Source organism: Schaalia sp. ORNL0103 (genome assembly GCF_019429565.1).
GTDB lineage: Bacteria > Actinomycetota > Actinomycetes > Actinomycetales > Actinomycetaceae > Pauljensenia.
In genome coordinates this window covers 863,550-878,001 of sequence record NZ_JAHXSA010000001.1, presented here as the reverse complement: position 1 = coordinate 878,001, position 14,452 = coordinate 863,550, and the positions used below count along the sequence as shown (strand labels likewise).

Below are 14,452 nucleotides of genomic sequence, written 5' to 3'. Positions count from 1 at the left end.
CGAATGGGGAGGGTCAATTGACCCTCCCCATTGCTGTGCACTCGCACTCAGTCGTGGCTTGAACGCACCAGGATGCGGTTCGCCACGCGCGCGATGGAGATCAGTCGGTCGGCCTCGTCGCGAATCTCCACGGTGTGGACGGTCGAGCTGCGGCCCAGGTGGACGGCGGTCGCGGTCGCGGTGATGATTCCCTCGCGTCCTGCACTGATATGGGAGGCGTTGAGCTCAGTCCCGACGGCGTAGGCCTGCTTGCCCGGGTTAGCTTCACGCGCGTGGATCTGGGCGGCGAAAGAAGCCGCGGTTTCCGCGAGGGCAGCGGATGCGCCACCGTGGAGGATTCCGGCGCTCTGGCGGTTTCCGTCGATGGGCATGGAGATCACGGTGCGCGTTGCGCTGTGCTCCAGCACTTCCATGCCGGTCGCTTCCATCAGGGTGCCGGGCCAATGGGCGCCGACCCAGCCGCCGCGTGCGAGCGGATCTGGTGAGGAAGAATGCGTGTGTTTCGTCTGGTGATCGTGTGTCATGGCATCTAGGGTGGCATGTGTGAGTGACACTGTGCTGATTATTGACGGCCATTCGATGGCTTTTCGTGCGTTTTATGCTCTTCCGCCGGATAACTTCGTGACGGCCACGGGCCAGCACACGAACGCTGTTTACGGCTTTGTCTCAATGCTGACGAGGCTGTTGGAAACCGAGCAGCCGACGCATGTTGCTGTCGCTTTCGATGTGTCCAGGCACTCATTCCGTACCGAGGAGTACCCGGAGTACAAGGGGACGCGCGATGCCACGCCCGAGGAGTTCAAGGGCCAGGTGGAGCTGATTCGTGAGGTGCTCGATGCGATGGGGATCGTGTCGCTCTCGCGCGAGGGCTTCGAAGCGGATGACATTCTCGCGACGCTCGCGTACCGCGCCGGTAATGATGGCGCGACCGTCCTCGTCGTATCAGGCGACCGCGACTCCTTCCAGACGGTGACTAACAATGTGACCGTGCTGTACCCGGGCACGGGGCCCGGCGATCTGCGCCGTATGACTCCGCAGGCGGTGGAGGACAAGTACGGCGTGCCGCCGCATCGCTATCCCGAGATTGCCGCAATCGTGGGTGAGACCTCGGATAACTTGCCCGGTGTTCCTGGCGTCGGCCCGAAGACTGCCGCGCAGTGGATTAACAAGTACGACGGCCTGGACAACCTGCTGGCGCGGGCCGACGAAATCGGCGGCAAGCGCGGAGCGGCCCTGCGCGAACACATGGATGACGTCGTGCGCAACCGCCGCCTCAATCGCCTGCTCACCGACATGGACCTTGAGGTGTCGCCCAGCGATCTGGCCCGCCGCCCCACGGATGTCGCAGCCATCGATCGTCTCTTTGATTCTCTCGAATTTGGTCGTCTGCGTCAGAAGGTGCGCGAGGTCGCGGGCATCGGCATGGGGGAGGGGCGCGTCGACGAGGCGCCCGAGGCTGTGGCCGAGGTGGAGATCTCGGTGTCCCTCGCGGATGCTTCCTGCGACATTGCCCAGTGGGCTCGCGCCCACTCGACGCTCGCTGTGCTCGTTGAGGGCGACATGCGGCCCACTCGTGGCGACGTCACCCGCCTTGTCCTCGCCTCTGACAACGAGGCGCTCGTGATCGACCCCGTCGAACTGAGCCCCAAGCAGGAGGAAGCACTCGGCGAGGTCCTGGCCACGGCCTCGTCCCTTATCGTGCACGACGCGAAGGGGGCGCGCCATGCGCTTGCGTCGCGCGGCTGGACTCTCGGCGCCGTCGAGTGCGACACGATGCTGGCGGCGTACCTCGCGCATCCCGATCAGCGCTCCCACAAGCTGGAGGATGTGCTCTCGCGTGTGCTTGGCGTCGTGATCGAGGAAGAGGAGGGTGACTCTGAGGCTCTCTTCGATCTCGGCGACATGGGAGTGGGCCCGAGTGCGGCCCAGGTGCGCGCCGGGAAGTTGGCCGCTCACCTGCACCCGCTTGCCTCGACTCTGCGCTCGCGCCTGGAGGAAAGCTCCGAGGCCGCGCTGCTCATCGACATGGAGATGCCGCTGTCGGTCCTGCTCGGTCAGATGGAAGACATCGGCATTGCCGCAGACACGGCCGTGCTCGATGGACTCTCCGATGAACTCGGCAAGGCCGTCGATGCCGCGCGCGAGGGAGCGTGGGCTGCCGCCGGCCGCGAGGTCAACCTGTCGAGCCCCAAGCAGCTCCAGGAGCTGCTCTTCGATCACTTCGGCCTGCCCAAGACGAAGAAGACGAAGACCGGATACACAACGAACGCCGAGGCCCTGGTGGACCTGCACGCGAAGACCGCGGACGAAGGGGGAGCGGGGCACGACTTCCTCGGATTCCTGCTCACCCACCGCGACCGCATCAAGCTCAAGCAGATGGTCGACTCCCTCTCCGCGACCGTCGCCTCCGACGGACGCATCCACACGACCTTCTCCCAGGTCGCCGCGGCCACGGGTCGCCTCGCGTCCTCCGATCCGAACCTGCAGAACATTCCCGCGCGCAGCGCCGACGGCATGCGTATCCGCGGGGCCTTCGTCGCAGGTGAGGGATTCGAGTCGCTCATGAGCGCCGACTACTCGCAGATCGAGATGCGCCTCATGGCGCACCTGTCGGGGGACGAGACGCTCATCGAAGCGTTCAACTCCGGCGAGGACCTGCACCGCACGATGGCATCCATGGTGTTCGGAACACCGGTCGCCGAGGTGAGCGCCGAGGAGCGCTCGCGTATTAAGGCGACCTCCTACGGCCTCGCGTACGGCCTGTCCTCCTACGGCCTCGCCGCCCAGCTCGGCATTCCCGTGCCCGAGGCCGCCGCCCTGCGCGATCGCTACTTCGAACGCTTCGGGAAGGTGCGCGACTACCTCGAGGGGCTTGTCGCTCAGGCGCGCGCAGACGGCTACACCCAGACCATGTTCGGGCGCCGCCGCTACCTGCCCGACCTGCGCTCGTCAAACCGTCAGCGGCGCGAGATGGCCGAGCGTGCCGCTCTCAACGCACCCATCCAGGGCAGCGCCGCAGACATCGTCAAGATCGCCATGATGAACGTCGTCGACGCCCTGTCCGAGGCCGGCCTGAAGTCGCGCCTCCTCGTGCAGATCCACGACGAACTGCTCCTCGAGGTCGCGCCGGGCGAGGCGGGTGCCGTCGAAGAGATCGTCCGCGACAAGATGGCGACGCCCGTGGAGCTCTCCGTTCCGCTCGATGTTGCTGTCGGTATTGGCGCGTCCTGGCAGCTCGCCGCCCACTAACCGGCGTGACGACGCGACGCACGCCACGGAAAGTGTCGCCAAATTCGTCACATTTGCCCGTTAAAGGCTGCTAAACTGGTCCACGGTGTCTGGGGACAAGTGCATCCGCATTCGTCCCGGGGCGCCGGAACTGTCCATCTACTATCCAGTCCGTTTCGGAGAAACTACTACATGACCACCAACACGCCGCAGGTCGCTATCAACGACATTGGTTCGGAAGCAGACCTGATCGCAGCCATCGACGAGACCATCAAGTACTTCAACGATGGCGACATCGTCGAGGGCACTGTCGTCAAGGTCGACCACGACGAGGTCCTCCTTGACATCGGCTACAAGACCGAGGGTGTCATCCTCTCTCGCGAGCTGTCCATCAAGCACGACGTCAACCCCGACGACGTTGTCGCCGTGGGCGACCAGATCGAGGCGCTCGTCCTCCAGAAGGAAGACAAGGAAGGCCGCCTCCTCCTGTCGAAGAAGCGTGCGCAGTACGAGCGCGCGTGGGGCCAGATCGAGAAGGTCAAGGAAGAGGACGGCGTCGTTACCGGTACCGTCATCGAGGTCGTCAAGGGCGGCCTGATCCTCGACATCGGCCTGCGTGGCTTCCTGCCCGCCTCCCTCGTCGAGATGCGTCGCGTCCGCGACCTCGCCCCCTACATCGGTCGCGAGATCGAAGCGAAGATCATCGAGCTCGACAAGAACCGCAACAACGTGGTCCTGTCCCGCCGCGCATGGCTCGAGCAGACCCAGTCCGAGGTCCGCACGAACTTCCTGCACACCCTTCAGAAGGGTCAGGTGCGCTCCGGCGTCGTTTCCTCCATCGTCAACTTCGGCGCGTTCGTCGATCTCGGTGGTGTCGACGGCCTGGTTCACGTCTCCGAGCTGTCCTGGAAGCACATCGACCACCCGTCCGAGGTCGTCGAGGTTGGCCAGGAAGTCACCGTCGAGGTTCTCGACGTCGACATGGATCGCGAGCGCGTCTCCCTGTCGCTCAAGGCCACCCAGGAAGATCCGTGGCAGGCATTCGCCCGCACCCACGCCATCGGCCAGGTTGTGCCCGGCAAGGTCACCAAGCTGGTCCCCTTCGGCGCGTTCGTCCGCGTCGAGGACGGCATCGAGGGCCTCGTCCACATCTCCGAGCTGGCTCAGCGTCACGTCGAGCTGCCGGACCAGGTCGTCAAGGTTGGCGAAGAGGTCTTCGTCAAGGTCATCGACATCGACCTCGAGCGTCGCCGCATCTCCCTGTCCCTCAAGCAGGCCAACGAGGGCGTGGATCCGACCTCCGAAGAGTTCGATCCTTCGCTCTACGGCATGGCTGCCGAGTACGACGAGAACGGCAACTACAAGTACCCTGAGGGCTTCGATCCGGAGACCCAGGAGTGGATGGAAGGCTTCGACGCTCAGCGCGAGGCTTGGGAAGCCCAGTACGCCGAGGCTCAGGCCCGCTGGGAGGCCCACAAGGCTCAGGTCCGCAAGGCCCTCGAAGAGGACGCCGAAGCGGCTCCCTCCATCGAGGAGCAGGCCTCCTACTCGACCCCGGTCGACAACGAGGGCACCCTTGCTTCCGACGAGGCCCTGGCCGCGCTGCGTGAGAAGCTGACGAACAACTGAACCAGTCTTTCTGACTGAGTTTCGACTCGTCGGTTCACGCAAGTGAACTCATGAGTGGTGGTCCCCAGGTTTTCCTGGGGGCCACCGCTTTTTTGTCTGATCGCATCGCCGTTAGATCTCCGACCGTCGCGAGGCTCTCGGGGCTGCTTATGGCCCCACGGGTGTTCCGGGCGCCGGAGGGCCCGGCCGCCCGCGAGGCTAGGCGTCCTCACTTCGTTCGGAGCCGCGCCTCGAAGCCCGCCCGTGCCCTCCGGTCCCTCCGGCGCCCTCCACACCTGTGGGGCCAGGCCCCCCACCACCCACGGGCACCGCAGCCAGGCCCCGCAGGCCTCGCGGCGGCCTCCAATCGGGCGGCCTAGTTACTCAACAATGTCGCACGTAATTCGCTTGCGTGTGTTTCAAACGTTGAAGTCGCATCGTTGGGATTGCAACGTTTTGAGAGAGCCTCGAAAACTGACCCCTGGAAATTATGTGCGACTTTTGTGTGGGTTTGGATTCGTTCTTGGCCTCGTTGTCGGTGCTGGTCAGGCCCTCGAACGCTTCATCACTGCCACGTCGATGCACGCGCCGATTGCCGCCGCGATCACCGTGGGGAGTATCCAACCGAGCTGGTTCGCCTGGAGCGGGCTCCACATGAGCACAGAATTGATGTGCTCGGGGTAAACGCCGACATGAGCCAGGGTCGTCGCTGCCGACCACGCCGCAGCCATCCATGTGCCCAGGCGGAACGTCCACAGCGCCGGGGTGGCTAGGCGCAGCGGGTGGGTTGCGATTGTCAGGAAGACGATGGTGATCGCGATGGGGTAGAGGAACGTGATGATCGGTACCGCGATGGCGAGCACCGAGCTCAGCCCCGCCGAAGCCAGCACGAACGAGATGATCGTGAAGACGATCATCCACGCGCGGTAGGAAATGGCCGGAAGCAGGCGGTGGAAAAACTCAGAGGTCGCTGCGATCAGGCCGACCGCCGTCGTCATGCAGGCCGTCAGCACGATGAGGCCGAAAACGATCTGCCCGGGCCACCCCATCGTCATCTGGGCCGCGTCCGCGAGGAGCGTCGCGCCGTCACTGTAGCTCTGAGCATTCGGGATCACGTGACCGATGAGTCCCAGGCCCACGTAGACGACGGCAAGCAGCGAACCCGCGATAATGGCCGCCGTCGACGTGCGGCGTACGACCTTCGCGCCGATGCCGCCCCCGGTGTGTCCGAGTGACGTGACGACGATGATGCCGAAAGCCAGAGCGGCGATCGAATCCATCGTCATGTAGCCCTCGAGTAGGCCCGCGGCCAGGGGAGTGGCAGCGTACTCACCGGTCGGAGCATCATGCGAAGCCGGCAGCGACGCCAGGCACAGGAATACGAGCAGGATAAGAAGCCCGAGCAGGATCGGGGTGAGGATCTTGCCGAGGTTGTCGATGATTGTGCCGGGATTCCAACACAGGTAGAAGGCGATGCCGAAGAAAATGAAGCTGAAGATGATTGACGCGGTGAGCGACTTCGTACCGATGAGAGGTGCGACGGCGGTCGAGAAAGATACTGCGCCCGTACGCGGGAGCGCATAGAAGGCACCGATCGACAGGTACACCATGACGGAAAAGACGATCCCGAAAGCTTTGCCGGCGCGACTCACGAGGTCGCGCATGTCGGTGCCCGACAGAGCGATCGTGATGATGGAGATGACCGGCAGTGCGACGCCGCCAATGAGGAAGCCGATCATCGCGGGAGCGAAGTTGGTACCCGCGGACGCGCCCATGATCGGTGGGAAAATCAGGTTACCTGCGCCAAAAAACATAGAGAAAAGCGTCAGGGAGGTTGCGATGAGGACGGCGGTGCTGCTCGAGCGTCCAGTGGAATCGTCATTGACTGTCTGCGTCACTGCTACTCACTTGATGGTGTGGGTTCTATAACAGCCCCAATTCTTGCACGACGACCACGTAAGGCAACAATTGGCGGGCTACCCTGTGGGTGTGAACACGACTCTGAGCTGCGGGGCTTGCACGGCCACCCTCATTCGTCCGATTGACGCGCCTCATTCGCAGGGGCCGCGCCGCATCGTTGCGGTCAGCGGAGGTATCGGCTCCGGTAAGTCCTCGGTGACGCGCGTCTTCGCGTCTCTGGGCGCGGTGACGGCGGACGCGGACGCGATTGCGCGGGTGATTCTCGAACCTGGCGAGCCGACGCTGACCGAGGTTGCTCGCGCTTTTGGGGAGGACCTGCTGAGGGAGGACGGGAGCCTGGACCGGGCACTCCTAGCCTCCCGGGTCTTCGGAGGTGAAGGAGCCTCTGAGCGTGTCGCTCGCCTCAATGCCATCACCCTCCCTGTCATTGAGGCACGCGCGTGGTCGATTCTGCGCGGAGCGCCGGAGGGGAGTCTCGCGGTTTACGACATTCCGCTCCTGATTGAAGGGGATTACGCGGATCGTTTCGACGCGGTTGTCATCGTGGACGCACCCATCGAGGAACGCGTCAAGCGTCTGGAGGGACGGGGACTATCGCCCGAGGACGCGCGTGCACGAATCCGCGCCCAGGCCTCGTCGCAGGAGCGTCGAGCCATCGCCACGATCTGGATCGACAACGAGGGGAGCGCTGCAGATCTTGAGGAGGTTGCGCGGCTTGTCTATGAGCGTTGGCTGACCCCGGACGTTGCCCTCATCGATTGACGAGGCCGGGGCGCTCCACGCTCGTCGCGAACCCGTGCGCTTTGTGCGCGCAGCTCGAGTGCCTGGGCGGTAGCGTAGGAGCGTGAGCAATAACGTCGTGACCCGCCAGAACAAGCCTTTCGAGGTCATCTCCCCGTACACGCCGTCGGGTGACCAGCCCAAGGCCATCCGGGAGCTGGCTGCGCGCATCCGCGACGGCGAACAGGACGTCGTCCTCATGGGTGCGACGGGCACGGGTAAGAGCGCCACCACGGCATGGCTGATCGAGGAGCTGCAGCGTCCCGCTCTGGTTCTCGAGCCGAATAAGACGCTCGCCGCCCAGCTCGCGGCCGAGTTCCGCGAGCTGCTTCCGAACAACGCCGTCGAGTACTTTGTCTCCTACTACGACTACTACCAGCCCGAGGCCTACGTCCCCCAGACGGACACGTTCATCGAGAAGGACTCCTCGATCAACGACGAGGTCGAGCGGCTGCGCCACAGCGCTACGAACTCGCTGCTGACGAGGCGCGACACGGTCGTCGTCTCCTCGGTGTCCTGCATCTACGGCCTCGGCACGCCCGAGGAATACGTGGCTCGCATGATTGAGCTCGAGCGGGGCATGATCATCGACCGCGACGCGCTGCTGCGCCGCTTCGTCGCCATGCAGTACGTCCGTAACGATATGGCCTTCACGCGCGGTACCTTCCGCGTGCGCGGCGACACGATCGAGATCATCCCCGTGTACGAGGAGCTCGCGATCCGCATCGAGATGTTCGGCGACGAGATCGAGTCTCTTGCAGTTCTCCACCCGCTCACCGGCGATGTGATCGATCACGTGGATCACACCTACCTGTTCCCGGCCTCGCACTACGTGGCCGGCGAGGAACGCATGAAGAAGGCGATCGCCTCCATCGAGGATGAGCTCGATGATCGCCTCGCGTGGTTCCGCGGTCAGAACAAGCTGCTTGAGGAGCAGCGCCTGCGTATGCGCACCACCTTCGACCTGGAGATGCTCAAGGAAATCGGCTCGTGCTCGGGCGTCGAGAACTATTCGCGCCACATCGACGGGCGCGGGCCCGGAACGCCCCCGCACACGCTGCTGGACTACTTCCCCGACGACTTCCTGCTCATCATCGACGAGTCGCACGTGACCGTCCCGCAGATCGGCGCGATGTTCGAGGGGGACATGTCCCGTAAGCGCACTCTCGTCGACTACGGCTTCCGCCTGCCCTCGGCGATGGACAACCGCCCCCTGAAGTGGGACGAGTTCACCCAGCGCATCGGACAGACCGTCTACCTGTCGGCGACCCCCGGCCCCTACGAGCTCGAGCGCTCCGACGGTGTCGTCGAGCAGATCATTCGCCCGACGGGACTCGTCGACCCGCTCGTCGTCGTCAAGCCCACCGAGGGGCAGATCGACGATCTCCTCGAGCAGGTGCGTGTGCGTGTGGAACGTGACGAACGAGTCCTCGTCACCACCTTGACGAAGAAGATGGCCGAGGAGCTCACGACCTACCTTGCCGAGCGCGGCGTCAAGGTTGAATACCTGCACTCCGACGTCGACACCCTGCGCCGCGTCGAGCTGCTGCGCGAGCTGCGCCTGGGCACCTTCGACGTGCTCGTCGGCATCAACCTGCTGCGTGAGGGCCTGGACCTGCCCGAGGTCTCCCTCGTGTCGATCCTCGATGCGGACAAGGAAGGCTTCCTGCGCTCCACCCGCTCGCTCATCCAGACGATCGGTCGTGCAGCACGAAACGTGTCCGGTGAGGTCCATATGTACGCGGACAACATGACGGATTCTATGAACGAGGCCATCTCGGAGACGATGCGTCGCCGTGAGATCCAGATCGCCTACAACAAGGAACACGGCATCGACCCGCAGCCGCTGCGCAAGAAGATCTCCGACGTCACCGACATGCTTGCCCGCGAGCAGGTTGATACGCAGACCCTCCTTGAGGGCGGGTACCGCAAGGAGAAGAGCAAGCGGGAGCGTAGCGACGCGACCGGCGGCGGCCGCGCCGCGACATCGGGTCAGCGCGCCGAAGCCGAGCTCGCCGAACTCATCGAGGAGCTGTCCGCCCAGATGATGACCGCCGCCCAGCACCTCCAATTCGAGGTCGCGGCTCGCCTGCGTGACGAAATCGAAGACCTGAAGAAGGAACTGCGCGCCATGAAGCGCGCCCACTGACGACGGCCCCCGCCCAGGTTTCCTGTGAGCGTGGGTCGGCCCCGGCCTCGTCTATCGGGAGCGGCCGGCATCGTGAAGGCGACAGACGCCACTTGTCATGAATCGCCTGGGATCGGGTGCTTCCGACTAGGATAGAGGTGTAAGCGGAGGGGAGTACTCCCACCAACAGTGGCGTCGTCATCACGACGGCCCGCCCATGCGGCGCGGCCTCCGGCGTCACCGGCCAGGATTTCCTGGCGGGAGGAGACCTCCGGTACCCGACTCGTACCGGAGGCCCCACGTATGCACGTGCACGCCCTTGCCTGGATAGTCCTGGCTGGCATCATCCTGACCATGATCGTCGTCGACATCGTCGCCCACGTCCGCACACCCCACGAACCCACGCTCAAGGAAGCGACCTGGTGGTCCGTCGCCTACATCGCGATCGCCCTTATTTTCGGCGCCATCGTCTGGGCGGTCTGGGGACCCCAATACGGCCAGGAATACCTCGGCGGCTATATCACCGAAAAAGCGCTGAGTATTGACAACCTGTTCGTGTTCGTCATCATCCTCTCCACCTTCCGCGTACCCAGGAAAAACCAGCAGGAGGTGCTGCTCGCCGGCATCATCATCGCCCTGGTTCTGCGCCTCATCTTCATTCTGGCTGGTGCTGCGCTTATCGAAAACTTCTCGTGGGTCTTCTATCTGTTCGGCGCGTGGCTGCTGTGGACAGCAATCAGCCAGGTTCGCGAAGGCTCCAGCGATGACGACGACGAGGAGTACCGCCCGCCGTCAATCGTGCGCTGGGTGTCAAAAGTCGTGCCCGTCACCGACGGATTTATCGGCTCGCGCATGCTCTACCGCCACGGCGGACGCACCTACATCACGCCGATGCTGTTGTGCGTCATCGCGATCGGCACCGCCGACGTCATGTTTGCCGTCGACTCGATCCCCGCGATTTACTCGCTGACCTCCGAGGCGTACCTGGTGTTTGCGGCCAACGCGTTCTCGCTGCTTGGCCTGCGCCAGCTGTACTTCCTCATCGACGGCCTGCTCGACCGCATCGTGTTCCTTCACTACGGCCTGGCCGCGATTCTCGGTTTTATCGGCTTCAAGCTGATCAACCACGCCCTGCACACCAACGAGCTGCCCTTCATCAATGGCGGACACGAGGTAGCTGCGATCCCCGAGCCGTCCATCGCGTTCTCGCTGGGCTTCATCGTCGTGACGATCCTGGTCACGGTCGTGGCCTCCCTCGCGGTTTCCAGCAAACGGCGCGCGTGACATGAGTCGACCGTGGGGCAGCGGTAAAATTCCATGGTCGGATAGTTAAGAGGTACACATGGTTGTTCACCCGTGGGCGTGGGGCATTCTGGCCCTCGTTGCCATCGGTCTCGTCGCGCTCGATTTCCTTGGGCACGCCCGTAATCCCCATCCGCCGACCGCTGCCGAGGCGGCGCGCTGGACGCTGTTCTACGTGGGGTTGGCGGCCGTCTTCGGCGTCGGAATCTGGCTCACCAACGGGTGGCTGTACGCCCAGGAGTTCTACGCGGGATGGGCGATGGAATGGTCACTCTCCGTGGACAACCTTTTCGTGTTCATCCTGATCCTGAAAGCATTCAGGGTCCCGCGAGAGAACCAGCAGAAGGCGCTGCTCTTCGGCATCGTCATCGCACTGCTGTTGCGCCTCGTGTTCATTCTGCTGGGTGCCGCGCTGGTGGCGCGCTTCTCCTGGGTGTTCTTCATTTTCGGCGTGTGGCTGCTGTGGACTGCTTTCTCGCAGATTAAGGAGACCGCGACCGGTGGCGGCGACGAGGAGGAGTACGAGGAGAACGCCTTCATCCGCGTCGTACGCCGAGTCCTGCCCATCACGGACGGCTTTATCGGCGACCGCATGCTGTACCGTCACGGTGGGCGCACGTACCTCACCCCGCTGTTCGTCGTCGTGCTGGCCCTGGGGTCTGCCGACCTCATGTTTGCTTTCGACTCGATCCCCGCGATCTTCGGCATCACATCGCAGGCATTCCTGGTGTTTGCGTGCAACGTGTTTGCACTCATGGGGCTGCGACAGCTGTTCTTCCTGGTGGACGCGCTCCTCGGCAAGCTCGTGTACCTGGGTTACGGTCTCGGCGTCATCCTGAGCTTTATCGGCATTAAGCTGATTCTTGAGGCCCTGCATGCCAACACGCTGCCGTTCATCAATGGGGGCCACGGCTTCGAGTGGGCACCGGAGATTTCGGTGTCTGTGTCGCTGGGAGTCATCGTCGTGACTCTGGTGGTCACCGTGATTGCGTCGCTGGTGCGCAGCGCGATGGACGAGGAGGGTGCCGATGAGCGCTGACAGCCTGACGATCGATGAACATGGCCTGAGCGCCGCCGAGGTCGCCGAGCGCGTCGCCCGCGGCGCGGTCAACCGGGTGAAGGATCGTACGTCCCGCTCGGTGGCGTCGATCATCCGCGAGAACGTCCTGACGTTGTTCAACGCGATCATCGTCGCGGCGTCCGTGATCGTGCTGCTGTTCGGCGACCTGCGTGATGGCATTTTCGGCGGCGTGATGATCATCAACGCGGTGATCGGCATTGTTTCTGAGCTGCGTGCCAAGCGAACCCTCGACTCGCTCGCTATCGTCGATGCTCCGCAGGCGACCGTCCTGCGTGACGGCACCCTGTCGGTCGTCCCCGCACGTGACGTCGTGCTTGACGACGTCATCGATCTGACGCTCGGCGATCAGGTGAGCGTGGACGGTACGGTTCTGTCCTCGGCGGGCCTCGAAATCGATGAGTCGCTGCTGACCGGCGAGTCGCGCCCGGTGAAGAAGAAGCAGGGCGATCAGCTGTTGGCCGGCACGAGCGTCGTCGCGGGTGCTGGTCGCATGGTGGCCACGGCTGTCGGCGAGCGCGTCTACGCGCAGGGCCTGTCCGAGCAGGCGCGTGCCTTCACGCGTACGGTCTCGGAGATCCAGACGTCGATCAATCGGGTGCTGCAGGTCGTTTCCGTGATGCTGCTTCCCATCGTCGTCCTGACCTTCTACTCGCAGAATCGCATCGCCGGCGGTCACGGGGGAGACTGGCGCGAGGCCCTCGTGCTCTCGGTCGCCTCGGTGATCGGCATGATCCCGCAGGGCCTGGTGCTCCTGACGTCCATGAACTTCGCGATCGGATCGGCGACGCTGGCACGCCGCGGTGTACTCGTCCAGGAACTTCCCGCTGTTGAGGTCCTCGCGCGCGTGGACTGCCTGTGCCTCGACAAGACGGGTACGCTCACCACCGGCGGCATTCGCGTGCGGGGCGTCGAGGTCGTTTCCGGTGACGAAGTCGTGGTGCTTCGCGCACTGGCGAGCGCCGCGAGCGACCGTACCAACGCGACAGCGGAAGCCATTTGGGAGCACCTGGGCGAATCTGAGCGCTCCGGCGCGTCCGATCGGATTGAGTGGTCCGTCCCCTTCTCCTCGGCCCGCAAGTGGAGTGCGTGGGGGAGCGGGCACGAATCCTGGATCCTCGGCGCCCCCGAGTTCGTCATTGACGAGGCCTCGGCTGCCAATGCCGATCTCCTTGCGAAGGTGCGGGGCATCGCGCAGGAAGGCTCCCGCGTGGTGGCCCTCGTCCACGCCGATGAGGCTGTGGCGGACGACGAGCTTCCCGTGCGCCGTTCGGTTGCCGCGCTTGTGGTCCTCGAGGAGGATCTGCGCCCCGACGCGGCCGAGACTCTCGACTACTTCCGTTCCCAGGATGTGCACGTGCGCGTCATCTCGGGCGACAATCCGACGACGGTGGGTGCGCTGGCCGCGCAGGCAGGCCTGACGGCGCCCGACGGCACGCCCGCGCGCCTCATGGACGCGCGTGACCTGCCCGAAGACCTGACCTCTGAGGCGTTTATCGACGCGATCGAGAACCACGACGTGTTCGGGCGCGTGACTCCCGAGCAGAAGCGCGCGATGGTCGGTGCGCTCCAGGCACGCGATCACTGCGTGGCTATGACGGGAGACGGCGTGAACGACGCGCTCGCGCTCAAGGACGCCGACCTGGGTATCGCGATGGGGAACGGCACGCAGGCCACGAAGGCGGTCGCGCAGATCGTTCTCGTGGACTCGAAGTTCTCGGTGTTGCCGGGTGTTCTCTCGGAGGGCCGCCGCATCATCGCCAACATGGAACGCGTGTCCTCGCTGTTCCTGGCGAAGACCACCTACGCTGCCGTCCTTGTCATCGTGACGGCCCTGGTTGGCTGGCGTTATCCGTTCCTGCCCCGCCAGTTCAGCTACATCGACTCGCTGACCATCGGTATTCCCGCGTTCTTCCTGGCGCTGTGGCCGAACCCGCGCCGCTACGTGCCCGGATTCCTGAAGCGTACGCTGTCGCTCGCGATGCCCACGGGCATCATCCTGGCGGCGGCAGCCCTCACGGCCTTCGGTATCGTTGATGGCCCGCCGCAGGCGCGCGAGTCCACGGCCGCGATTCTTTCCCTCATGCTGGGTGCCATCTGGCTGCTCGTCATCACGTCGCGCCCGCTCTCGACCTGGAAGTGGGTCCTGCTGGCGAGCGTCATCTCCGCGACCGTGGGCGGCGTGCTCATTCCGCCTGTGCGCCACTTCTTCTCGATGGTCGCGCCGAGCGGATACGAGTGGCTCGTCATCGCGTGCGTCGGTGCCTGCGCGGCCCTCCTCGTCGAGGTTGCTCAGCGCATCTTCTACGCGCGCCAGTTCGCCCGTTCACTGGAGGGCTGAGACCGCTTAATACGAGTCGAGGCCGGAGCCGGGTGAATCACCCGGCCCCGGCCTCGTTCGTTTGCTG

The 14,452-nt window shown here is 64.3% G+C and carries 9 protein-coding genes; 7 read left to right on the top strand and 2 right to left on the bottom strand.

Annotated features, from left to right (window positions below):
* Positions 1–47: 47 nt before the first annotated feature.
* Positions 48–524 carry a PaaI family thioesterase gene (locus JJJ16_RS03905; protein WP_048672983.1) on the bottom strand — a complete coding sequence of 159 codons (477 nt, stop codon included), beginning with the start codon at positions 522–524 and terminating at the stop codon, positions 48–50.
* On the opposite strand from JJJ16_RS03905, the gene polA reads away from it, so the two are divergent.
* Together polA and rpsA are read left to right on the top strand one after the other, a co-directional pair.
* A complete protein-coding gene (gene polA, locus JJJ16_RS03900; RefSeq protein WP_219751453.1) occupies positions 523–3,249 on the top strand; it encodes a DNA polymerase I in 2,727 nt (908 codons plus the stop codon). The genes JJJ16_RS03905 and polA overlap by 2 nt on opposite strands.
* A gap of 171 nt (positions 3,250–3,420) precedes the next feature.
* A complete protein-coding gene (rpsA, locus tag JJJ16_RS03895) occupies positions 3,421–4,857 on the top strand; it encodes a 30S ribosomal protein S1 (RefSeq protein WP_003792472.1) in 1,437 nt (478 codons plus the stop codon).
* Positions 4,858–5,381: 524 nt separating this feature from the next.
* Here rpsA and brnQ read toward each other — a convergent pair.
* Positions 5,382–6,734 (bottom strand): branched-chain amino acid transport system II carrier protein, encoded by a 1,353-nt coding sequence (gene brnQ / locus JJJ16_RS03890; protein WP_219751452.1) that lies wholly within the window; start codon positions 6,732–6,734, stop codon positions 5,382–5,384.
* A 91-nt stretch (positions 6,735–6,825) separates the two neighbouring features.
* Here brnQ and coaE point away from each other — a divergent pair, with 91 nt between their 5' ends.
* From coaE to JJJ16_RS03865, 5 genes are all read left to right on the top strand, one after another.
* Entirely contained in the window at positions 6,826–7,518 is a 693-nt protein-coding gene (gene coaE / locus JJJ16_RS03885) for a dephospho-CoA kinase (RefSeq protein WP_413243682.1), read from the top strand.
* Positions 7,519–7,600: 82 nt separating this feature from the next.
* Complete coding sequence (gene uvrB / locus JJJ16_RS03880) at positions 7,601–9,685, top strand: excinuclease ABC subunit UvrB (protein WP_318836519.1); 2,085 nt, start codon at positions 7,601–7,603, stop codon at positions 9,683–9,685.
* Between the two features lie 282 nt (positions 9,686–9,967).
* Complete coding sequence (locus tag JJJ16_RS03875) at positions 9,968–10,948, top strand: TerC family protein (protein WP_219751451.1); 981 nt, start codon at positions 9,968–9,970, stop codon at positions 10,946–10,948.
* A 58-nt stretch (positions 10,949–11,006) separates the two neighbouring features.
* Positions 11,007–12,005, top strand: coding sequence for a TerC/Alx family metal homeostasis membrane protein (locus JJJ16_RS03870; RefSeq protein ID WP_034466793.1), 999 nt, complete (start codon positions 11,007–11,009; stop codon positions 12,003–12,005).
* Complete coding sequence (locus tag JJJ16_RS03865; RefSeq protein WP_219751450.1) at positions 11,995–14,385, top strand: HAD-IC family P-type ATPase; 2,391 nt, start codon at positions 11,995–11,997, stop codon at positions 14,383–14,385. The genes JJJ16_RS03870 and JJJ16_RS03865 overlap by 11 nt, the downstream gene beginning before the upstream one ends.
* The last annotated feature ends 67 nt before the right edge of the window (positions 14,386–14,452 follow it).